The organism is Tateyamaria algicola, assembly GCF_047715485.1.
Taxonomy (GTDB): domain Bacteria; phylum Pseudomonadota; class Alphaproteobacteria; order Rhodobacterales; family Rhodobacteraceae; genus Tateyamaria.
On sequence record NZ_CP180422.1, the window covers coordinates 2,267,185 to 2,289,121 of the forward strand.

18 protein-coding genes are annotated in these 21,937 nt (G+C 63.3%); 5 read left to right on the forward strand and 13 right to left on the reverse strand.

What is annotated here, in order from left to right; genetic code table 11:
• Positions 1-35 precede the first annotated feature (35 nt).
• Genes ACMHLQ_RS13505 through ACMHLQ_RS13515 form a run of 3 tightly spaced genes read left to right on the forward strand, consistent with a single transcriptional unit; the run spans position 36 to position 2,573 of the window.
• Positions 36-782, forward strand: coding sequence for a 5-oxoprolinase subunit B family protein (locus ACMHLQ_RS13505; protein ID WP_415401172.1), 747 nt, complete (start codon positions 36-38; stop codon positions 780-782).
• Positions 779-1,801 carry a biotin-dependent carboxyltransferase family protein gene (locus ACMHLQ_RS13510; protein ID WP_415401173.1) on the forward strand — a complete coding sequence of 341 codons (1,023 nt, stop codon included), beginning with the start codon at positions 779-781 and terminating at the stop codon, positions 1,799-1,801. The genes ACMHLQ_RS13505 and ACMHLQ_RS13510 overlap by 4 nt, the downstream gene beginning before the upstream one ends.
• Before the next feature lie 4 nt (positions 1,802-1,805).
• Entirely contained in the window at positions 1,806-2,573 is a 768-nt protein-coding gene (locus ACMHLQ_RS13515) for a LamB/YcsF family protein (RefSeq protein ID WP_415401174.1), read from the forward strand.
• 130 nt (positions 2,574-2,703) lie between these two features.
• Here the strand turns inward: ACMHLQ_RS13515 and ACMHLQ_RS13520 are convergent, their stop codons facing one another.
• The 3 genes from ACMHLQ_RS13520 to ACMHLQ_RS13530 form a co-directional block, all read right to left on the reverse strand.
• A complete protein-coding gene (locus tag ACMHLQ_RS13520) occupies positions 2,704-4,677 on the reverse strand; it encodes a thiamine pyrophosphate-binding protein (RefSeq protein WP_415401175.1) in 1,974 nt (657 codons plus the stop codon).
• Positions 4,674-6,284 (reverse strand): glutamate synthase-related protein, encoded by a 1,611-nt coding sequence (locus ACMHLQ_RS13525; RefSeq protein WP_415401176.1) that lies wholly within the window; start codon positions 6,282-6,284, stop codon positions 4,674-4,676. Before ACMHLQ_RS13525 ends, ACMHLQ_RS13520 begins: the two co-directional genes overlap by 4 nt.
• Positions 6,285-6,370: 86 nt before the next feature.
• Positions 6,371-6,937 carry a TetR/AcrR family transcriptional regulator gene (locus ACMHLQ_RS13530; RefSeq protein ID WP_415401177.1) on the reverse strand — a complete coding sequence of 189 codons (567 nt, stop codon included), beginning with the start codon at positions 6,935-6,937 and terminating at the stop codon, positions 6,371-6,373.
• 117 nt (positions 6,938-7,054) lie between these two features.
• Here ACMHLQ_RS13530 and ACMHLQ_RS13535 point away from each other — a divergent pair, with 117 nt between their 5' ends.
• Together ACMHLQ_RS13535 and ACMHLQ_RS13540 are read left to right on the forward strand one after the other, a co-directional pair.
• Positions 7,055-7,726: a cupin domain-containing protein gene (locus tag ACMHLQ_RS13535; RefSeq protein WP_415401178.1), complete on the forward strand. Its 672-nt coding sequence runs from the start codon at positions 7,055-7,057 to the stop codon at positions 7,724-7,726.
• Positions 7,723-8,778 carry a flavin monoamine oxidase family protein gene (locus tag ACMHLQ_RS13540; RefSeq protein ID WP_415401179.1) on the forward strand — a complete coding sequence of 352 codons (1,056 nt, stop codon included), beginning with the start codon at positions 7,723-7,725 and terminating at the stop codon, positions 8,776-8,778. Before ACMHLQ_RS13535 ends, ACMHLQ_RS13540 begins: the two co-directional genes overlap by 4 nt.
• Here ACMHLQ_RS13540 and ACMHLQ_RS13545 read toward each other — a convergent pair.
• The 10 genes from ACMHLQ_RS13545 to ACMHLQ_RS13590 form a co-directional block, all read right to left on the reverse strand.
• Entirely contained in the window at positions 8,773-11,973 is a 3,201-nt protein-coding gene (locus ACMHLQ_RS13545; RefSeq protein WP_415401180.1) for an efflux RND transporter permease subunit, read from the reverse strand. The two genes, ACMHLQ_RS13540 and ACMHLQ_RS13545, sit on opposite strands and share 6 nt — an antisense overlap.
• Before the next feature lie 3 nt (positions 11,974-11,976).
• On the reverse strand, positions 11,977-13,125 hold the full coding sequence (locus tag ACMHLQ_RS13550) for an efflux RND transporter periplasmic adaptor subunit (RefSeq protein ID WP_415401181.1): 1,149 nt from the start codon (positions 13,123-13,125) through the stop codon (positions 11,977-11,979).
• A gap of 191 nt (positions 13,126-13,316) precedes the next feature.
• Positions 13,317-14,606: a nucleotide sugar dehydrogenase gene (locus ACMHLQ_RS13555; RefSeq protein ID WP_415401182.1), complete on the reverse strand. Its 1,290-nt coding sequence runs from the start codon at positions 14,604-14,606 to the stop codon at positions 13,317-13,319.
• A 113-nt stretch (positions 14,607-14,719) separates the two neighbouring features.
• The gene (locus tag ACMHLQ_RS13560; protein ID WP_415401183.1) at positions 14,720-15,586 is read right to left on the reverse strand and encodes a sugar phosphate isomerase/epimerase family protein; all 867 of its coding nucleotides are present in this window, start codon (positions 15,584-15,586) and stop codon (positions 14,720-14,722) included.
• Positions 15,583-16,494 carry an NAD(P)-dependent oxidoreductase gene (locus ACMHLQ_RS13565; protein ID WP_415401184.1) on the reverse strand — a complete coding sequence of 304 codons (912 nt, stop codon included), beginning with the start codon at positions 16,492-16,494 and terminating at the stop codon, positions 15,583-15,585. The genes ACMHLQ_RS13560 and ACMHLQ_RS13565 overlap by 4 nt, the downstream gene beginning before the upstream one ends.
• A gap of 156 nt (positions 16,495-16,650) precedes the next feature.
• Positions 16,651-17,652 (reverse strand): Gfo/Idh/MocA family protein, encoded by a 1,002-nt coding sequence (locus ACMHLQ_RS13570; RefSeq protein ID WP_415401185.1) that lies wholly within the window; start codon positions 17,650-17,652, stop codon positions 16,651-16,653.
• Positions 17,649-18,836, reverse strand: coding sequence for a mannonate dehydratase (gene uxuA, locus ACMHLQ_RS13575; protein ID WP_415401186.1), 1,188 nt, complete (start codon positions 18,834-18,836; stop codon positions 17,649-17,651). The genes ACMHLQ_RS13570 and uxuA overlap by 4 nt, the downstream gene beginning before the upstream one ends.
• Positions 18,833-19,876 carry a Gfo/Idh/MocA family protein gene (locus ACMHLQ_RS13580; protein WP_415401187.1) on the reverse strand — a complete coding sequence of 348 codons (1,044 nt, stop codon included), beginning with the start codon at positions 19,874-19,876 and terminating at the stop codon, positions 18,833-18,835. The genes uxuA and ACMHLQ_RS13580 overlap by 4 nt, the downstream gene beginning before the upstream one ends.
• Entirely contained in the window at positions 19,873-20,880 is a 1,008-nt protein-coding gene (locus ACMHLQ_RS13585) for a Gfo/Idh/MocA family protein (protein WP_415401188.1), read from the reverse strand. Before ACMHLQ_RS13585 ends, ACMHLQ_RS13580 begins: the two co-directional genes overlap by 4 nt.
• Positions 20,877-21,914, reverse strand: coding sequence for a Gfo/Idh/MocA family protein (locus ACMHLQ_RS13590; protein WP_415401189.1), 1,038 nt, complete (start codon positions 21,912-21,914; stop codon positions 20,877-20,879). Before ACMHLQ_RS13590 ends, ACMHLQ_RS13585 begins: the two co-directional genes overlap by 4 nt.
• Positions 21,915-21,937: the final 23 nt, after the last annotated feature.

A 21,937-nucleotide genomic window follows, 5' to 3' on the forward strand; every position in this document is an offset into this window, starting at 1 on the left:
TTGCGCGCCGTACCAAAGACGATAGGGTCTGCCCCATGCAAGATGCGCCCTTTACCCCCATTGTCCGGTCTGTTGGCCTGAATGGTTTGCTGGTCACCTTTGGCGACCGCGCCACGGATGCGGCCAACCGCGCCGCCATCGCGTTTCGCAGTGCTGTCGATGCCAAAGGCTGGCCGGAAGTGGGGGAGAACAGCAGTACGCTGGTCTCTGCCTTCTTCCGGGTGGATCTGTCCGAGCATGGGTTTGATCACATGCGTGACCGGCTTGAAGAGGTGTTGGCGACACAGGATTGGGGCAATGCGGCCCTGCCGACAGGCCGTGCATTATGGACTATCCCGGCGGTGTTTGGCGGCGCGCGCGCGCCGCAATTTGCCGAGGCCGCAGAGGCGGCGAACCTGTCCGAGGATGTCGCACTGGCGCAACTGACGGGCACGCGGTTGCGCGTGCTGACCTTGGGCTTTGCCCCTGGCCAGCCCTATCTGGGCACACTTGGCGCTGACTGGGACATCCCACGGCAGGTGGGCCTGACCCCCAACGTGCCTGCGGGCGCGCTGGTGGCGGCGGTCCGGCAGATTTGCATCTTTGCCAAGGATACGCCGACCGGCTGGCGGCATGTTGGTCAATCGGCCTTTGCCTGTTTTCGCCCTGGCGGCGTGACGCCCTTTCCACTGGCGCCTGGGGACGAGGTGCAGTTCGCCAGCGTTTCAGCCAAGGAGCTCGCGCAGATCGAGGCGCATAACGATGACGGCGCGGGCGGCGCTGTGCGGGAGGTTCTGGAATGAGAGGGCTGATTGTACATCAGGTCGGCCCCGGCGTGGCGGTGCAGGATCTGGGGCGGCCCGGCTATCTGGCGATGGGCCTCACGCGGGGCGGTGCCGCAGATGTGCGCGCCGTGCATGAGGGGGCCGCGCTGCTGAAACAGTCGACCGCCTGTGCAGTGCTCGAAATGGTCGGAACCGGCGGGACGTTCGAGGCAAGCGAAGACATGCGCATCGCCCTGACAGGGGCGACGATGACAGCGTCCATTGATGGCGACGCCGTAGCGTGGAACGCCAGCCATGCGCTGCCCAAGGGCGGCATGCTGACCATCGGGCCCACGCGGTCCGGCACATATGGCTATCTGCATGTCGGTGGCGGGATCGAAACAGAGGTCGCGCTGGGCTCACGCGCAACGCATCAATCTTGCGGGCTTGGCGCCTTGGTTGCGGCGGGTCAGACCTTGCCCGTCGGTGTGGATCGGCGCAGCGAAGTAGGGATGACCTTGCCTGCGGACGCGCGATTTGACGGGGGCACGGTGCGGATTGTGCCGAGCATGCAAACCGAAGATTTTGACCCTGCGATCCGAAAGCGGTTCGAAGACACCGCTTTTCGCCGCGACCCGCGTGCCAACCGGCAGGGCGTGCGGATGGACAGCGATGGCGCAGGGTTTGCCAACCCCAAGGCGCTCAGTATCGTCAGCGAGGTGATTGTGCCCGGTGACATCCAGATCACGGGCGACGGGACGCCGTTCGTGTTGATGGCTGAAAGCCAGACAACCGGGGGCTATCCGCGCATCGGCACCGTGCTGCCTTGCGATCTGCCGCGCGTGGCGCAGGCGCCTGCCGGGGCGGTTATCCAGTTCCAGTTCCTCAGCCTTGAGGACGGTGCCGCCCAGCAGGCGCGCGCCAGCGCCGAGTGGGACAAGCTGGGCGCTATGGTCACGCCACTGGTGCGCGACCCGGCGACGATGCAGGATCTGTTGAGCTATCAATTGGTGGGCGGGGCGGTGTCTGCCCTGCACTCTCCCCTGGACGAAGGATAAGGACATGCAAGTCGATCTGAACGCGGATATGGGCGAAAGTTTTGGCCCCTGGAAGATGGGCGACGATGCTGCCCTGTTGAAAACAGTGACCTCGGCCAACATTGCCTGTGGCGCCCATGCGGGCGACCCTGATGTGATGGCGACCACCATGGGAATTGCGCTTGAGCAGGGCGTGGGGATCGGATCGCATCCGGGCTTTCCCGACATTCAGGGGTTCGGGCGGCGGCGCATCCAGATGCCCATCGGATCGCTGCAGAATTCCATCCGCTGTCAGGTCGGTGCAACCCTTGGGATGGCAGCCGCGCTAGGGGCCGAGGTGCGCCATATCAAGCTGCACGGCGCGCTGGGCAACATGACGTCAGAGGATGAAGAGATGGCGCGCGCCTGTTACGAGGCCGCCCTGTCGGCGCATCCAGGCGCCATCGTGATGGTGCTGGCCGCCACGGCGCAAGAGCGCGCGGCGCGCAGCCTCGGCGCGCGCTATGCCTGCGAGATTTTCGCGGATCGCGCCTATAACGAGGATGCCACGCTGGTGGATCGCCGCCTGCCGGGCGCCGTGATCCATGATGCGGAACTGGCGGGCCAGCGCATGGTCGAGATGGTCAAGGCGCAGGCGATCATCACCGACAGTGGCACGCGGATCGAAACGCCCATCGACAGCATCTGCTGTCATGGGGACACGCCCGAAGCCGTGCAGATTGCTGCCTCGGTCCGCCGCACGCTTGAGGCGGAGGGGATCACCGTCACGACCTTTGAGGGGCGGACGGGCTAGGGCGGAGGACACCTCCGCCTTACGTAAGGCGCATCTTGATGCGCAATCCACCGGCTGAAGCTGTGCGCGGGACAGGCGGACGACACGTCCGCCTTACTTTTTCGTAAGGTGCATCTTGATGCACCCCGGGTCAGACGAGTTCAGCATCCGTCATGATTTCAACGAGCGCGGGCCCATCCACATCCAGCGCCTTTTGCAGGGCCGCTTCGACATCGCCGGAATACACCACCTTTTCCCCGTGCGCGCCGCAGATCTTGGCAAAAGCGGCAAAGGACGGGTTGTGCAGGTTGGTTTCCCAAACGGGCCACTCACCCGATTTCTGTTCCTTGGAAATCTTGCCCAGCTCGCCGTTGTGCAAAAGCACATGGGTGATGTCCATGCCGTACTTCACGGCTGTGGTCAGCTCCATCGGGTATTGGCCGAACCCGCCATCGCCCGAGATCGAGATCACCTTGCGCCCTTTCAGCCATTCGAAATCTTGTGTTGCGGCCCAGGCCCCCATGGCGGCAGGAAACCCGAACCCGATGGAGCCCAGATAGCCCGACATCAACACGCGCTGCCCCTTGGTTTCGAAGTAGCGCCCGAAGGAATAGGTGTTGTTGCCCACGTCCACCGCGATAATCGCGTCTGCGGGGGCCACCCGCGACAGCGCCTCGAATATCGCGACAGAGTGGATGCCCTTGGCGGTTTCTTCAGCCCGTCGGGTTTGCTTTTCGTCCCGCCAGATCGCCCACCGCTCGGCCAGTTCGCTGATCTGATCCGGGGCGTCTGACGGGCGCGCCACCTCCGGCGCAATGGCCGCGCAGAAGGCCCCGATTTCTGACCAGATGGGCAGGGTGACCGGGTGGAACTTGCCCAACTGCATACGTTCATAGTCGACCTGGATGATGGGTTTCGATTTCTCGATCCCTGTGTGGTTCGAGAAGGACGTGCCCAGCGTCAGGATCAGGTCGGCTTCGTTCATGAACCAGCTGGCAATCGGTGTGCCAGAGCGGCCCAGCACGCCCGCAGCGTTGGGATGGCTGTCGGCGATCAGCCCTTTGCCCTTGAACGTGGTCAGCACCGGCGCGCCGAGGGTCTCGGCCAGCGCGGTGATCGCGCCCATATGGTCCCACGCGCCGTGCCCGACCACGAGGATGGGTCGCTTGGCCCCATTCAGCATCTGCACTGCGTCCGCCACATCCGCATCCGACGGTTTGACCACAGCCCGCCCCATGCGCCCATCGGGCGTGCTGGCAGGTGCGTCGGACGGGTTGGTCTGCATGTCATCCGGAAAGATCAGATGCGCCACGTCGCTTTCCACAAGCGCGTTTTTCATCGCCAGCGACACGAGTTCGGAGTGGTTGGAGGTGGACAGCACCGTCTGGCTGAACCGGCTCACCGCATCAAATGCCGATGCGAGGTCGATGTCCTGGAATGCGCCGGGGCCAAAGACCTGCGTTTGCACCTGCCCGGTCAGGGCCAGCACCGGCGCGCGGTCGACCTTGGCATCCCAGAGGCCCGTCAGCAGGTTCGTGGCCCCGGGGCCTGCGATGGTAAGGCAGGCGGCAGGCTTACCCGTCAGCTTGCCATAAGCCGAGGCAGCAAAAGCGGCCGCCCCCTCGTGGCGGATGCCCACATACCTCATCTCTCCCGCCTCGACCCGCATGCGGATCGCGTCAGCCAGCCCGAGGTTGGAATGCCCGACCATGCCGAAGACATGCTTGATCCCCCAGTTCACCATGCTTTCGGCCATCTGATCGGATACGGTGCGTTCATGCGGCGGCTCGGGTTCCAACCCGACAAAGATCTCGTCGCCGTCGATCCTGACGGGATAAATCTCTTGCCCCGTATCTTCGTGCCCGCCCGGGGGTTTGCCTGTCAGCGGGTCGAAATCCCAGCCGTGCCATGGGCAGCGGATCCAGCATTTGCCGCCTTCGCCGCGTTCGATCGATCCTTCGCCAAGGGGGCCGCGCTGGTGCGGGCAGTGGTTGTTCATCGCTGCCCACTGCCCGTCGAAGTGGGACAGGCAGATGGATGTCGTGCGCGCAGTCACGGTTTTCACCCGCCCTTCGGGCAGGTCGCTTGTGTGCCCTACGCTGATCCAGTCGAGTTGATCGGTCATGCAAGTCCTCCGAATGGGACGCCCGAGATGTCGGACATGTCTTTCTTCCAGGTGGTGAGGTCGTCGATGTTGAACTTGCCCAAATGGTCGTGGCCACAGGCGCGGGCCATCACTTGCATCAGTTCGGTGCTTGCCTCGAAAAAGTTGGCGAGTTGCCGGGCGGATTTTTCAATGATCAGCCGGTTCACCAGATGCGGTTTCTGGCTGGCGATGCCCACCGGGCAGTTGTTGGTATGGCAGGCGCGCATGGCGATGCACCCGATGGCCTGCATGGCCGAGTTCGACAGCGCAATGGCATCTGCCCCAAGGGCCAGTGCCTTGATGAAATCGGCAGGTTTGCGCAAACCACCTGTGATGACCAGGCTGACATCCCCGCGTTCCAGCCGGTCTAGATGCGCGCGGGCGCGGGCCAGCGCCGGGATCGTGGGCACCGAGATGTTGTCGCGGAAGATGATCGGGGCCGCCCCTGTGCCCCCGCCACGTCCGTCGAGGATGATGTAGTCGACCCCGACAGCCAGCGCGGCATCGATATCCTTTTCGATGTGTTGGGCGGACAGTTTGTACCCGATGGGAATGCCGCCAGTGCGGTCGCGCACCTCGTCCGCGAAATCCTTGATCTGTGCAGGATCGGTCCAGTCCGGAAAGCGGGCGGGGGAAATTGCGTCTTCGCCCTCGTTTAGCCCGCGCACCTCGGCAATCTTGCCGTGCACCTTGTTGCCGGGTAGGTGGCCACCCGTGCCCGTCTTGGCCCCTTGGCCCCCTTTGAAATGAAAGGCCTGCACCTTGTCGAGCTTGTCCCAGCTGAACCCGAACCGGGCCGAGGCAAGTTCGTAGAAGTAACGCGAATTGGCTTCCTGTTCTTCGGGCAGCATGCCGCCTTCGCCCGAGCAGATGCCCGTGCCGGCCAGCTCCGCGCCGCGCGCCAGCGCCACCTTCGCCGGTTCCGACAGCGCGCCGTAGGACATGTCAGACACAAAAAGCGGGATATCGAGCCTTAGCGGTTTCTGCGCGTTGGGCCCGATGATCACCTCGGTGCCAACAGTTGCATCATCCAGCAACGGAGGCTTGTGCAATTGGGCCGTTAGCAACTGGATATCGTCCCAATCCGGCAGCGTTTGGCGCGGCACACCCATCGCATCGACTGTGCCGTGATGTCCGGTTTTCGACAGGCCATCGCGGGCATAGCGCTGGATCAGCCCGGCATAGGGTTCTTCCTCGGTCCCGTGCGAGGTGTCGGCATAGAGGCCGAGATAGCTGTCGCGGTTGAAGGGTTGTGGGTTGGCATGGCCCCAGGCGTTGACCTCATCCGCATCGACGCAGACGTCATCGCCTTCAACCCAGCTCTTGAACTTGGGCAGCGCCTCGTCATTGGCGTATTCGGACACACCACTGTCGAGCCTGTAATCCCAGTCATGCAACCCGCAGATCAGGTTGTCGCCGCGCACGAACCCGTCGGACATGAGGGCGCCACGGTGCAGGCAACGGCCATAGAATACGGAAATGTCATCATCGAATCTGACCACAACAAGGTCGACTTCGCCCACGAGGGCATATGCGGGGCTACGATCCGGCAGATCAGATAGCTGCGCTACTACTTCTTTGTTCATTCAAGCGTCCCAAGGTCAGTTCCTCGGTCAGCCTTGCACAGGAGCGCCTTAAAATCACATCACAATTGCCGGGCGGGGCTTGAGACTCAGATCGCGCGGGCCCGCAGCGTGTCGATCGCCGCCTCGAACCGGGTGGGGTCGGTCGCGGCACGTGCCATGATCTGGGCGCCTTCGACCTGGGCAAGCGCGGCCTGTGCCTCGGCCTTGGGATCGGTGACCGCGCGGATCGAACCGTCGCTGAGCGCAAGGCGGAACACGGTTTCGAGCCACTGTGCGACATCGCGGTGAAAGCGGGCGAGTTCGGACTTGGTCGCCTCGGGCAGGGCGCCTTGGGTCACGGACAGGGCCACGCACAGGCACAGGCTGCGCCCGCCATCCAGCGCGTCTCGGTAGAGGTCGAGAAAGGCCAGCAGTCGGGCCGAGGCAGAGGTGTCGCGGGCCGTGATCTGCGCCAGCCGGTCCAAAAACACGTGTCGATAGCGCCCGATCAGCGCCAGCGACAGATCGCCTTTGGTTGGGTAGTGGTAGTGGATCGATGCCTTTCGGATGCCCACGCTGTCCGCCAGATCGGCATAGCTGAACCCGTCAAAGCCATAGCCGCGGGCCATCGTGTCGGCCGTATTTAACACATCTGTCTTGGTATCTACGGGCATTTGCCTACCTTTTGGTAAGTATCATTTCGTTCAGCTTACATGAGAGGTAGAAGTCATGTCTTGCATTTTCAATCTATTTATCTACCTAATGGTAGGCAAGCGTAATGGAGGCCCTCGATGGAACTGAATGCGGATTTCACCCAAACCGTTCGCGTGGCGGATGCGGACAATCCTTGGCGCGCCTCGCCCAGTGCGGGTGTCGAGCGCAAGATGCTGGATCGTATCGGCGACGAGGTGGCCCGCGCCACGACCATCGTTCGGTTTGCCCCCGGCAGCGCCTTTGCCCCGCACACCCATGACGGGGGCGAGGAATACATTGTGCTCGAAGGTGTCTTTCAGGATGAAGCGGGCGATTTCCCCGTCGGCACCTATGTGCGCAATCCGCCGACCTCGCGCCACACACCTCGTTCGGAGCCGGGGGCGACCATCTTTGTCAAACTGTGGCAATTTGACTCGGATGACCGCCAGCATGTGCGGATTGACATGAATACCGTTGCAACAACCCCGGATGCCGCCCGTGCCGGGGTCGAGACAGCGACGCTGTTTCAGGACGCCCATGAACATGTGGCGCTGGAAGTATGGGGTGGTGATACCGCGCATCCGCTGGACACGGCGGACGGTGTGGAGATCCTTGTGCTTGAGGGTCAGCTTTACCACGCGGGCAGCGTGATGGGGCCGCGCGATTGGCTCCGCCTGGCCCCCGGGGGTCTTGTTGATCTGGCGGCCGGGCCGGAGGGCGCGCGGTTGTGGGTCAAGACGGGGCATCTGGGCCGCATGGTCGCCGGGTGAAACGCGCCCTTGTGATTGGGGCGGGGCTGGCCGGGTTGATGGCCGCCCGTCGTCTGCATGAAGGCGGGCATGCGGTCACGGTGCTGGAGGCGCGGGACCGTGTTGGCGGGCGCGCGCTGAGCCTGCCGGTTGGTGATGGCGGCATTGATCTGGGTCCCGCGTGGATCTGGCCCGCCTATCAGCCCGCTGTCACCGGCCTGCTGGCCGCGTTGGGCATGACGACCCTGCCGCAATTCGAAGAGGGTGACTTCATCTACGAAACTGCAGGCCAGACCCAACGCGGTGCCTTTCCGCGCCGCTACAGTGATGCCGCGCGCATCCGTGGCGGTGTGCAGGCATTGGCCGAGCGCATGGCGGCAGACCTGCCCCACGACACAGTGCAATTCGGGCAGGTGGTCACGGCCATTGATCTGACAGGCACGCCTCGGGTCACAACCCAATCGGGCACGGTGTGGGACGCGGATGTGGTGATCTGTGCTGTGCCCGGCCCCATTGCAGCCGGGTTCGATATGTCGCCACCCTGGCCCAAGGACCTCAAGCAGGCTTTTACCCGCTGGCCCACATGGATGGCGGCCCATGCGAAGGTTATCGCGCTGTATGATCGTGCATTCTGGCGGGATGCGGGCCTGTCGGGTGGGGCCGTCAGCCAGCGCGGGCCGCTGGTCGAGATTGCGGATCAAAGCGACCCTGACATAGGGCTTTTTGGTCTGTTCGGCTTTGTGGGTGTGCCGGTGGAACAGCGACAGGATCGCGCGGCGCTGTTGGCTGCTGCTCAAGGACAATTGGTGCGCCTGTTCGGGCCCGAGGCTGCAGCGCCCCGTCGGTTGGAATTGCAAGATTGGGCGGATGAGCGGTTTACAACGACGCAAAGTGACCGCGTGCCGCCCCAAGGTCATCCGCCATACGGTGCCCCGGAGTTGTCGCGCCCTGTAGCTGGGCGTCTGTTCTTCGCAGGTGCCGAAGTGTCGCCCAGCCACGGCGGGCTGATCGAGGGTGCGATCGAAAGCGGTGCGCGCGCGGCGACCCAAGCCGCCGCTGCGCTGGTGTCATGAGGCGACGCTGCCCGGTTCGGACGCTTGCCCACGGGTGCTGCCCACGCCCAGCTTGTCCGCGATCCAGTCAAAGGTGACGTAGAAGATCGGGGTGAACAGCAGGCCAAACACCGTCACGCCGAGCATGCCCGAGAAGACGGCGGTGCCCAGTGATTGCCGCATCTCTGACCCGGCGCCAGTCGCGATCACCAGCGGGATCACCCCGAGGATGAAGGCGAGCGAGGTCATGAGGATGGGCCGCAGACGCAGGCGCGACGCCTCGACCGCGGCATCGACACGCGACAGCCCACGCGCCTTGGCCTGAATCGCAAATTCGACGATCAGGATCGCGTTTTTCGAGGCCAATCCGACAAGCACGACAAAGCCGATCTGCACGAGGATGTTGTTGTCGAAGCCGCGCAGCAACACGCCCGTGATCCCGGCCAGCAGACACATGGGCACGATCAGGATCACCGCAAAGGGCAAGAACCAGCTTTCGTAGGTGGCCGACAGCAGCAGGTAGACGAAGACGACCGCGAGAATAAAGGCGTAGACTGCCGTATTGCCCGCCAGCTTTTCCTGCAGCGCAAGTTCCGTCCATTCAAAGCCGAAGCCATCGGGCAGGGTGTTGTCCAGCAAGGCCTCCATCCGCTCGATCGCTTGGCCTGTGGAGGTGCCGGGCAGGGTCGCCCCCTGGATCGACGCGGCAGGATACAGGTTATAGCGCGCCACGCGGTAGGCGCCGGTCTGCTGTTCCAACGTCGCGACCGACCCGATGGGCACCATGGATCCGTTGTCGGACCGGGTGCGCAGATCAAGGATGTCCTCGGGGCTGTTGCGATATTCGCCATCCGCCTGCGCCGTCACGCGGAACGTGCGACCGAGGAAGTTGAAATCGTTCACGAAGGCCGAGCCGAGATAGACCTGCAACGCATCAAACACACGTTCCGGCGGCACGCCCAGTTCCTCGGCCCGAACACGGTCGATGTCGGCATAGATGCTGGGGGTCGAGGTGTTGAACAGAGAGAACATGCCTGTCAGCCCCTCAACCTGGTAGGCGGCGCCGACCGTGGCCCATACCGTCTCTTCCAGCGCGGGCAGGCCGCGACCACGGCGGTCTTGCACATAGAGGTTCCAACCGCCGCCGTTGCCGATGCCCTGAATGGGTGGCGGGGCAATGACAAAAGCGTTCGCCTCGGGGAATTGGGACAGGCGGCCAAAGGCCTCGCCGATCAGCCGGTCGTTGGTGAGGCCTGCGGGAATCCGTTCCTCGAACGACTCCGTCACGACAAAGATCGCTCCGGAGTTGGGCGCGTTGGTAAAGGTCGCCCCATCCAGCCCGGCAAAGGCGACGGTGTCAGACACCCCCTCCATCTCAAGGAAGGTTTCGCTGATTTCGCGGATCACGGTATCCGTGCGGGTCAGCGAGGCACCTGAGGGCAGTTGAACGACGGCGATCAGGTACCCCTGATCCTGTTCCGGGATGAAGCCCGAAGGCGCGCGCTGAAACTGGTAGCCAGCGAGGATCATGAGGCCCACATAGGCGGCCAGTGCCAGCACCGTGACCTTCAGCATCTGGCGGATCAGCCAGGCATAGCCGTTGGCGAGCCGCTCAAACCCCCAATTGAAGCCGTCCGCAGCCTTGCGCACCGGCCAACTGGCGGCATGGATCATGGCGCCGATGGTGCCACGTTTGGTGTTCTCATCATCCTTGGGGCGCAGCAGCAGGACCGACAGGGCGGGGGACAGTGTCAGCGACATGAACACCGAAATCGCAGTGGCGGCGGCAATTGTCACCGCAAACTGGCGCATGAATTGGCCCGTGATCCCCTCGATAAAGGCGACGGGCACAAAGATCGCAATCAGCACAAGGCCATTGGCGATCAGCGCGCCGGACACTTCGGTCATGGTCTGCATGGCTGCCTCGCGCTTGGGCATGCCTTCCTCGATGTAGCGTTCGACGTTTTCCACCACAATGATGGCGTCATCGACCACGATACCGATAGCCAGTACCAGCCCGAACAGCGTCAGGTTGTTGAGCGAAAAGCCAAAGGCGGACATGACAAAGAACGTGCCCACCAGGGACACCGGGATCGCCAGAATGGGGATGATGGAGGCCCGCAGGCTTTGCAGAAAGATCACGATCACGAGGATGACGAGCAACACCGCCTCTTCAATCGTGGTGAACACGGCCTCGACCGATTGTTCGATGTATTCCGTGGGGTTGTAGACGACGTCGAATTCCATGCCCGGCGGGAAGTCTGCGGCGACCTCCTCCATCAGGGCTATGACCTCTTCCGCCGTGGCCAGCGCGTTCGAGCCGGGGCGCTGAAAGATGCCGATGGGCAGGGCGGTGTTTTCGTTGAGATAGCCGTTGACCGAATAGTCCTGCGCGCCCAGTTCCACCCGCGCGATGTCGCGCACCCTCACCTTGCGACCCTGTGGGCCTGCGGTGATCACGATGTTTTCGAACTGCGCGGGATCGACAAGCCGCCCTTGCGTTTGCACGTTCAACTGAAAGGCCGCCTGATCCTCGATCGGCAACTGGTTGATCGAGCCCGAGGCGACCTGCACGTTGTTGGCTTGCAGCGCCGCGACCACCTCGCCCGCTGTCAGACCGCGCGCGGCGATCTGGTCGGGGTCGAGCCAGATGCGCATGGAATAGGCGCGTTCGCCAAACACGGTTGCCTGGCCCACACCGTCGATCCGCAATAGTTGGTCCACGATCTGCGTGCGCGCATAGTTCGATATGTAAAGCTGGTCGCGGCTGCCATCCGGGGACAGCAAATGCACGACCATCATCAGCGAGGGCGAGTTCTGCTGTGTCTGCACACCCAGCCGCCGCACTGTTTCCGGCAGGCGCGGTTCGGCGATGGAGACACGGTTTTGCACAAGCACCTGCGCCTCGTCCACATCCGTGCCCAACTCGAACGTGATGGTCAGCGCCATGCGTCCGTCGCCGGTGGATTGCGAGAGCATGTAAAGCATCCCCTCGACCCCGTTGATTTCCTGTTCCAACGGGGTGGCGACCGTGTCGGCCACTGTTTCGGCCGAGGCACCGGGATAAGAGGCGGTGACCTGGATGGTGGGCGGTGCAACCTCGGGATAGGCGGCGACGGGCAGGCGGGTGTAGCTGACGGCACCGATCAGTGCGACGAGGATCGACAGGACCGCCGCAAAGACCGGGCGGTCGACAAAGAAATGCGCGAATTTCATGGGTTACCCCTTACCCTCGAAGGACAGGGGCTGTTCCTCGGGTGTGGCAGGTGCGCCGGGGCGGACGCGCTGCACGCCGGAAATGACGACGCGGTCATCCGCTTCGAGCCCTGCGCGGATCACGCGGAACCCGCGCCAGATGGCCCCACGGGTCACCACCCGCTGTTCCACCACGTTGTCCGGGCCCACGACATAAACGGTCGAGCGTGACTGGTCGGCCACAATCGCCTCGTCCGGGATCATCAGCGCCTCGTAGGGCGCAGAGGCAAGCAACCGCGCGCGTCCAAAGACACCGGGCTGCAGGAACCCGTTTTGATTGTCGAACTGGGCACGGCCAAGGATCGTCCCCGAATTGGGGTCAAGCCGGTTGTCGACAAAGTCCATCTTGCCGCCCCGGTCCCAGGTATCCTCGTCCAGCAGCTGGACAAAGATCGGGTTGGCATTGGTGCGCGAGGATGGCCGCTCGCCGCTATCATTCAGGCGGGCATATTTCAGGAACTCGGCCTCGGAAGCGGTAAAGACGAATTCGATGGGGTGGATGGACACGATGTTGGACAGTTCGGTGGCCCCGGATGGCCCACCGATCACCAGTGCACCCATATCCACATCCGCCGAAGATATGCGCCCGGTGATGGGCGCACGCACGCGGGTATAGCCAAGGTCAAGTTCGGCAATGGCAAGGTCGGCTTCGGCCAGTGCGAGGTTGGCCAATGCCTGTTGATACTGCGCGCGCGCCTGATCCTGATCGCTGACGCGGCCTACATTGCGTTCGACCAGTTCGGTGGCGCGGTTGAACTCGACTTCGGCCAGTTGCAGCCCGGCCTCGGCGGACTGCACTTGCGCTTCGGCCTGGGCCTTGGCCAGTTCAAACGGGCGCGGGTCGATGGTGAACAACAGGTCTCCGGCCTCGACGATCTGGCCGTCGTTGAAATGGGTGTCCTGCAGGTATCCCGACACGCGGGCCTGCAAGGTCACGGATTGGCGTGCCTGGAACCGACCTGTGTATTCGTCCCAATCTGTGATTTCATCTTTCAATGGCTTGGCGACAATGACGGCGGGCGGTTCGTTGCCCTGTGCATGGGCCCCTTGGGGCGAAAGTGCTGCGCACAGCGCGACAACGAGGGCATAACGGGTCAGTGTCAGGAAAGGCATTGCGGTATCCTTGGCGTCTGAATTCTGTTGTTTCCAAACCCGCAACTGGCGCGCCTGCCCCGCAAAGAGGGGACATTTCACGACATGGTCGGGGCTGCGCACCACGCAACGATAGCGTATTCTCGCGAAGTTTCTCGAACTTTTTGGTAAAGATCGTGCGACAGCGCCGAATTGGCGAGGTCGTGCCGAGCCTACAATCGCAAATCGCTATGTTTTTGATCAAACACGGCTTTCATGTCGAACAACACACCGTTTGACGCCAACTGTGCCTTCAAGGGCGCTGCACCCTGGGCGACAAAGTCGTCATGCGCCACGGCGAGGATGACGGCGTCATAGTCCCCTTTTGCCTCGGGCATTTGGGCCAGCATATCCAGCCCGTAGACCTCGTGCACCTCGCCCGCATCAGCCCAGGGATCGTGCAAATCAACGCTCAGCCCATAGCTCGCCAATTCCCCCAGCATGTCGATCACCTTGGTGTTTCGGATGTCGGCGCAGTTCTGCTTGAAAGTGATGCCCAGAAGCAAAACGCGACCCCCATGCACGCGCGCCTCTTTCTGGATCATCTTCTTGATCAGCAGGGACACAGCGTGGCGGGCCATGCCGTCGTTGATCTCGCGCGCCATGCGGATGATGTCTGGGATGTGGCCCGCCGTGATCGACTTGTCGATCAGGTAGTAGGGATCGACCCCGATACAGTGTCCGCCGACCAGGCCGGGTGTATAGCGGTGAAAGTTCCATTTGGTCGCCGCCGCATCCAGCACCGCGTTCGTGTCGAGCCCCAGGTGGGAAAAGATGATCGACAGCTCGTTGATAAGGGCGATGGACACGTCCCGTTGGGTGTTCTCGATCACTTTGGAGGCTTCGGCCACGCGGATGCTGTCGGCCTTGAACGTGCCAGCCGTGATGATCGTGCCATAAAGCGCGTCGATCAGTGTCGCCGCCTCGGGTGTGGAGCCGGAGGTGACTTTGCAGATCTTGGTCAGCGGGCGATCCTTGTCGCCGGGGTTGATCCGCTCGGGGCTGTAGCCGGCGTAGAAGTCCACGTTCAGGCGCAGGCCCGACATCTGTTCGACCAGCGGCAGGCAGTCTTCCTCGGTGGCGCCGGGATAGACCGTGCTTTCGTAAACAATGATGTCACCGGGTTTGACGATCTCCCCGACACTGCGCGAGGCGGCGAGCAGGGGGCCGAGGTTGGGTTGGCGGTGGTTGTCGATGGGCGTGGGCACGGCGACGATATAGACATTGCAATCGGCAATGTCGGCCAGCGTGCTGGTATAGGTCAGGTGGGGGGCCGCGCCCAGGTCGTCGATCTCGCCTGTGCTGTCGGTGCCTGATTGCAGCTCTGCAATACGCGCGGCGTTCAGGTCAAAACCGACCGTGGGCCGCTTGGCCCCGAAGGCAACGGCCAGCGGCAAGCCCACATAGCCCAGCCCGATCACGGCCACGCGCATATCATCAAGGGTGGGAAGCGGAGCGGTCATGGCGGGGCACCTTTGCATTGCGTTCGTTCTGCCTAACCCCGTGGGCAAGCAGGCGCAATATGAGGGCGCGCGGCCCAACCCCAAGGGGCAGGCCGCACACGTTGCCGCGAGGGTCAGTCGCCAAAGATCGCCTTGAACCGGTCGATGCAGGCGCGAAACCCGGCCTCGAAATCGCCATTGCCGGGGTGATAGACGCTTTCAAAGGACACCACGCCGTCATAGCCATCGCGCCGCATCGCATCCGCCATGGGCTGAAACAGCGGACCTAGCTGGCCCTGTCCCATTTCGCGCACTTCCAGCGTGGCGCGGGGTGTGTCGACCTGCACGTCCTTGATGTGAACATGGCCAAGGTAGCCGTCTTTGACCTCCTCATACCCGTCGGGATAGGCCAGTTCGTGGCACCAGCAGTTGTTGCCGGGGTCCCACAGCACCTTCAGCGCATCTTTGGCGTCCAGCTCATCAATCAGCTTGCGCGCCGTGTAGTTGGAATTGACCATGGTGCCGTTGCCTGTCTCGACCACCAGCGTCACCCCCTCGGCCCGCGCCAATTCTACCGCAGGCGCGACCATCGGGGCCATGGTGTCCCATGCGCCGTGGGCCACGTTCCACTTCTCGGCACCGCCCGAACCCCAGAGGATCTGCTCCTTTTTCTGGGTCATGATGCGCACCAGAGGGCTGCCCACGACATGCGCCATCTCGATCACGCGCTTGAGGGCATCCATATGCTGGGTGTGCAGTGCATCGCCGGGCCGGTTTTGCGTTGTTGTCCCGGCAAAGATGTGGCGGCTGAGGCAGGACACAGGCTTGCCCCGGTCCCGCAACAGCGCATCGATGTCCGCGATCTGCTGGGCTGTGTGATCGCCCACTTCGGTGTCGCCAACGAATTGTAGCTCGGCATAGTCGAGGCCGAATTCGTCCATCACATCAACGGCATGGGCCAGATCGCGGCTGATCCCATCGCAGATAACGCCCAGCTTCATCGTGTCGCCTTGGCCGCGTCGCGGTGCAGTTCCGCACCCACGATCTCTTCCATCACGCGGGTTGCGACCCAGTTGTCGCCATCCGGATAGCGGGTGCGCCCGGCGTGGAAAATCTGCATCGCGGCGGCGGCGGTGTGCAGGGGCACGCCCATTTCCTCGCCCAATGCCATCGCGATGGTGAGGTCCTTGTGCATTGTGTTGATGTGGCTGCCTGTGCCCTCGAACTGGCGGTCGATGATCTTTTGCAAGGCGTTGTTGGTGATGCCCGACCCGGCGGACGAGGTCGAGAATACGTCGAGGATCACCTGCCCCGGCACACCCGCCTTGGCGGCCAGCGCCGCTGCCTCGAACGTCGCGGAAAAGATCGAACCGATGAGCGATTGCAAACACGCCTTGACCGTCTGCCCGTCGCCGCCCGCGGTGCCCACGCGGTGGATGTTGGCCGACACCGCCTCCATCGCGCCCTGCGCCTTGTCCATCGCCGCGTCTGTGCCTGCCGCCATCATGGTCAGCGTACCACCCTGCGCTCCGGGGAAACCGCCCGACACGGGGCTGTCGATCAATTCGATCCCTGACCCGTCCAGCCCGGCCGCAATCGCGCGCGCCTCGGCCGGTTTGATGGTGGCGGTCAGCACGATCACCCCGCCTTTGGGCATATGAGCGGCCAGACCGTCATCGCCTAGAATGACGCCATGGGCCTGCGACCCTTGCATCACCATGACAAAGACGATGTCGGCCTTGGCAGCGATATCAGCGACAGACGTTGCCGTATGCCCACCCATATCCTCAAACGCCTTGATGCGCGCGGGCATCAGGTCGAGGCCCCATGTTTCAAATCCGTTTGCGATGAGGTTCTTGGCAATCCCGCTGCCCATATCACCCAATCCGATTACACCAACTGACGGCATCAGCTGCTCCTTTTCGTGTTTCGTTTTTCCGGGTGGGGTTTCACGTCATGCGCTGACGCCGCACAGGTCCAGTAGACACCCCCTGCGCTATCGCGACGCGCAGCTTGGCGCATGGTGTTTACGCTAACACATATGGTCGGGGATGCGAGGGGGGATTTAAGGGATATCGACAGCCGTACCGCTTTGGGCTGCAGATTTAATCGCCTCGATCACCTGCACGGCGCGCAAACCGTCCGCTGCGGTGACCAGCGGCTGTGCATCGCCTCGGATCACGTCAGCGAAATGGGTGACTTGCGCAACCAGCGAGTCGCCCGGATCGACGGGAACGGCCGTGTCGTGAATGGGCGCCCACCAATCCGGGCCTTGTTCCTGCGACCACACGGTCAGGTTTGGCAAGGCGAGCGATCCATGGGTGCCACCGATGAGGTAAGAGGATTGATCCGTCTTCGGATAGGCCGGGTTTTCACCTGCGGTCAGTTCCCAACTCCACGGCCCCAGGGCGACGTCGGCCAGGTTCACCGTGCCGAGAACCCCGCTCGCAAACCGCAGGATGGCGACGCTGACCTCTTCGGCCTGTGCGCCGCGCACCGGGTTGCTTTCAAATGCCTGCACCTGCGTGATCGGCCCACACAGATGCATCAGCACATCTACATCATGGATCAGGTTGATGAACAGCGGCCCCGCGCCCGCACCCTGGCGCCACGTAGCCTCGAAGTAGTGGTCGGGTTTCGGCAGCCAGCACTGTCCGTGCACCGTGGTCAATGTGCCAAGCTTCCCACTTTCCACGATCTCCTTGGCCTTGGCGACCAGCGGGTTGTGGCGGCGGTGATGCCCCACAAGGATCGGCACGTCGCCCGCCGCCTCGACCAGCGCCTTGCCTTCGGCGGCTGTGCCGGTCAGCGGCTTTTCGATCAACATGGGGCAGGCGGCCGCGATCAGGCTGTGTGCCATGGGGGCGTGCAGCGCATTTGGCACGGCTAGGATGATACCATCCGACATCCCTGCGAGGCTGTGCAGATCAGGCGCGGTTGGCCAATCGGCATCATCGCCGACAGCGGGGTCGAAAATGGCGGAGAGGGTAATGCCCTGCGCCCGCTCAATCGCCGCGATGTGTTGCTTGCCGATCAGCCCGGCCCCGGCCACGCCGATGCGGATCATGCAGCACCCACTGCCGCCATGATGCCGCGCAGCTCTGCCAATCCGCGCATGCGTCCGATCAGCGGATAGCCGGGTAAGCTGTCGCGGTCGCGATCCAGCAGCAATTCCTGCCCGTGATCGGGGCGCATGGGGATGGCATGATCATCGCGCCCTTCGCTGTGCCGCCGAGCCTCTTCAGCCATGAGCGCGGTAATGGTGGCGACCATGTCGGTATCCCCCTCAAGGTGCGGCGCCTCGAAGAAGGATGCGCGCGCTGGGTCGGGAGAGGGGAGCCGCTTGGTATTGCGCAGGTGGGCAAAGTGGATGCGCGGGCCAAGGCGGTGCACGAACTCAGTCGCGTCAAACGCGGGCGCAACGCCCAGTGATCCCGTGCATAGGGTTGCGCCATTCGCTGGTGTATCCACAGCCTCCAGCACATGGGCGTAATCGTCGGTCGACGACATCACGCGGGGCAGGCCAAGAAGGGAAAAGGGCGGATCGTCAGGATGGCAGCATAGCCGCAGGCCCAGCGTTTCGGCCAATGGCGCGACTTCGGACAGAAAGTCGATCAGGTTCTGGCGCAGGCGATCCGCAGTGATCCCATCATAGCTGCGCAAGCGTGCGCGCACGTCGTCCAGCATCCAGCCGTCATTGGCACCGGGCAAGCCTGCGATCACAGTGCGGGTCAGCTCTGTTTTGGCTGTGTCGTCCATGCCTGCCAAGGCGTCTGCCGCGGCGTCTTGCACTGTGGCAGGATAATCCTCTGCTGCGCCGGGGCGGGCAAGGATATGCAGATCGAAGGCGGCAAAGGTGGGCAAGTCGAACAGCATCGCCGTGCCGCCATGTGGCTGAGGCGCGCGGGTTTGCGTGCGCGTCCAATCAAGGATCGGCATGAAGTTGTAGCAGATCGTGCGCACGCCCTGATCGGCCAGCGCGCGCAGGCTGGTTTTATAGTTGGCGAGGTGGGCGGCCATGTCCGGCCCCTGGGTCTTGATCGCTTCGGACACGGGCAGGCTTTCGACCACTTCCCATGTCAGCCCTGCGCGTTCGATCATGGCCTTGCGCTCGGCAATGGCTGTCGCGGACCACACCTCGCCGGGCGCGAATTCATGCAATGCTGTGACCACGCCTGTTGCCCCGACTTGCGGTAGGTCGCTCAGATGTGTGGGATCGTCGGGGCCAAACCAGCGCCAGCATTCAATCATGGCTGCCATCCTTGTCTGAGGGGGTGGGTGCCGGGCAGGGGCAGGGCCACGCGGGTGCCGTCACGGTGGGAGGCATAGATCGCAGTGACCAGCGCGATAGATTTTGCGCCATCCTCGAAAGACACGGCGCGGTTGGGCTGTCGCTTGATGGCCTTTGCGACTTCGGTCAGGAAACCGGCAAACCCGGATGGTCCCGGATCGGTCGTTGCCAGAACGTGATCCACCTTTGCCTGATCTGCTGGATCGCGCGCTGTGAACTGCCATGTGCCTTCGGCGGGGGCATAGGGGATCGTATCCGACGTGGCCGTCAGGTGTTCGAACACGAGGCGCAGCCGTGTTTCATCCGCTGCATTGCCCAGCGTAATGGAGCTCGTCGCCAGCGCGCCGCCCTCAAGATCAAAGATCAGGGCGGCCGTGTCTTCCGTCTCGATCGGGTTCACAAGAGAGGCGAGGCGCGCCGTGACCCCGGCAATGGGTGCCATGAAGTGGGACAGCAGATCGTGGGCATGGATGGCATGCCCAAGCACTGCACCGCCCTGTTCCCCGGCCCATGTTCCACGCCAAGGGATGGCGTAGTAATCCGCGCCCCGGTTCCAATGCGTCTCCAACGCTGCCGCCCTTGGCGCGCCAAGCAGACCGGCCGCGCGCAGGGCGTTCAGTTGATCAAAGGCGGGGCCGAAACGATATTGGAAAACCGGGAACACCTGTCGGTTTGCCTGCGTGGCCGCGCCCCTGATCTCGTCGATTTGCTCCATCGACGTTGCGAGGGGCTTTTCGCAAATCACGTGTTTGCCCGCCCTGAGTGCAGCAACCGCGACAGGGGCGTGCAGGTGGGGTGGCAGGCAGATGTCGATCACATCCACATCGGCGGCAATCGCGGTGTCGATATCCGCCATGCCAATGATCTCGTCGCCGCATAAGGCCGTCCGCCGGTCCGCATCCTGATCCGCCAGATGGGTGACGGTGAATGCATCAAGCGTGCGATAGGCATCCAAGTGCTGCGCCCCGATCCCGCCGCCCAGAATGGCAACGCGGATCATGGCGTGTTGTCCTCGGCCATCGCCTGCGCTTGCAGGGCCAGTTCCATCACCTTGAAACAGTGGACCTGGGTCATGGCCGTTTCAGTGCGGTGGGCAATGTCGTGGGCGAGGCGTTCGAAATAGGGCAGGCCCGCTCCGCGCGCATCCAGCGTTTCGCATCGGGTGCCGTTCACCAGCACGAGGTTGTCGGTGCCGTCGCGCCCGCCCACATCCACGTACTTGCGCAATTCGATGTACCCATCCGTCCCCAGAAGGGTCAGCCGTCCGTCGCCCCAATTGGGCAGCGCATCGGGCGTGTACCAGTCCACCCGGATGTAGCCCGAGGCGTTGGCAGAGCGCAGTGCAACCTCGCCAAAATCCTGCAAGCCCGGATCGTCCGGGTTCGCATGATTGGCGACATGCGCCATCGTCACCTCTGCCGTGTCCGACCCGGTAAAGTGCAGGAACTGGTCGATCTGGTGCGAGGCGATGTCGGTCAGCACGCCGCCATACCTCTCGCGCGCAAAGAACCAGTCGGGCCGTGTGGGCCGGTTCAGCCGATGCGGGCCCAGCCCGGTTGTGTGCACCACCCGGCCAATCGCGCCCTCTTGCACCAGTTGGTCGGCAAGGGTCACGCAAGGCACCTCGAACCGTTCGGAAAAGTTGATGGACCAGATGCGGCCCGTTTCGGCCACCGTCGCCTTGATCCGCTCTAGTTGCTCCAGCGTGGTGCAGCCCGGTTTGTCGGTCATCACGTCGTGTCCGGCTTGCATCGCGCGGATGGCCAGATCGGCGCGGTCAGCGGGAATGCAGGACACCAGCGCCAGGTCCGCCCCTGCGGCCAGCGCCGCCTCGCGCGTCTCAAACCGGTGCAGATCGGGAAAACGCTTGGTGTAACCTTCGAGCGGTTGCGGGGTGCCCTCGGTCCAAAAGCCAAGGCAGCGCGCGCCGATGCGCTGCATGTTTTCGGTCATGCCATAGATGTGGCGGTGGTCGAGGCCGAGGGCGACAAATGTCAGGGTCATGTCAGAACATCCACTGTTGCACCGCTGCGGGCGGCCTGTTCCATCGCATCGATAATGGCGTGGACATGCAACGCCTCATCCGGTGGGGCGAGCGGCGGTTTGCCTGCTTTGACTGCGCCTACAAAATCCTCGATGACGGCCTGATGCCAGGCGTGGGTAAAGGCCATGGGGTCAGCTCCGCCGCCGGTGCTTGTGTCAGCCTCTGGCGCGATAACCTCGGTGCGCCCGTCGTGCCAGTCGAGGCGCAACGTATCGCCCTCCAGATGCGCTTGTGCGCGGGTGGTGGTGAGCGTGATGCTTTCGGCGTTGCCGGGATAGGCCACGGTGCTGGCGCTGAGAACGCCAGACGCGCCGGATGTGAAGGTCAGCAGGGCGGATGCGATGTCTTCCGCTTCCATCTTATGGATCGGGCTGGTCCGCATCTGTGCTTGCAGGCGCGCCACCGGACCGATCAGCCAAGTGGCGAGGTCCAGCGTGTGGATCGCCTGGTTGATCATGACGCCCCCACCATCGCGGTCATATGTGCCACGGCCCGGCACATCATAGTAGGCCTGATTGCGCCACCATGGCACCCGGATATCGGCATGCACAATGTCGCCTAGGTCGCCACTAACGATCCGTGCCTTCAGCGCCTGTGCGGCTGCGCGGGTGCGATGCTGAAAACACAGGCCAAGCGGGACATTGGCGCGCGCATAGGTGTCGACCACGGATTTTGCGGCTACATGTGTCCGCTCGACCGGCTTTTCCATCAGCGTGGGAATGCCCGCATTGGCAAGGGCCTCTGCATAAGTCATGCGCGCGTTTGGCGGGGTGATCAGAATCGCCATGTCGGGGGAAGTTGCGAGGGCCTGTTCCAGATCGTTCAGGGCTGTGACGGGATGCCCGTTGATCGCGCGCGCCGTGTCGCAAAATGCCTGCGTGCGTGCCGCGTCACGTCCCAGCACTGACGTCAAACGCGCGCCAGCGACGTTGTCGCGCAAGGCCATCACATGGGTCTGGGCCACCATGCCCATCCCGATCAGCAACACATCCATCTATGTCCTCCCACGCGCCAGAG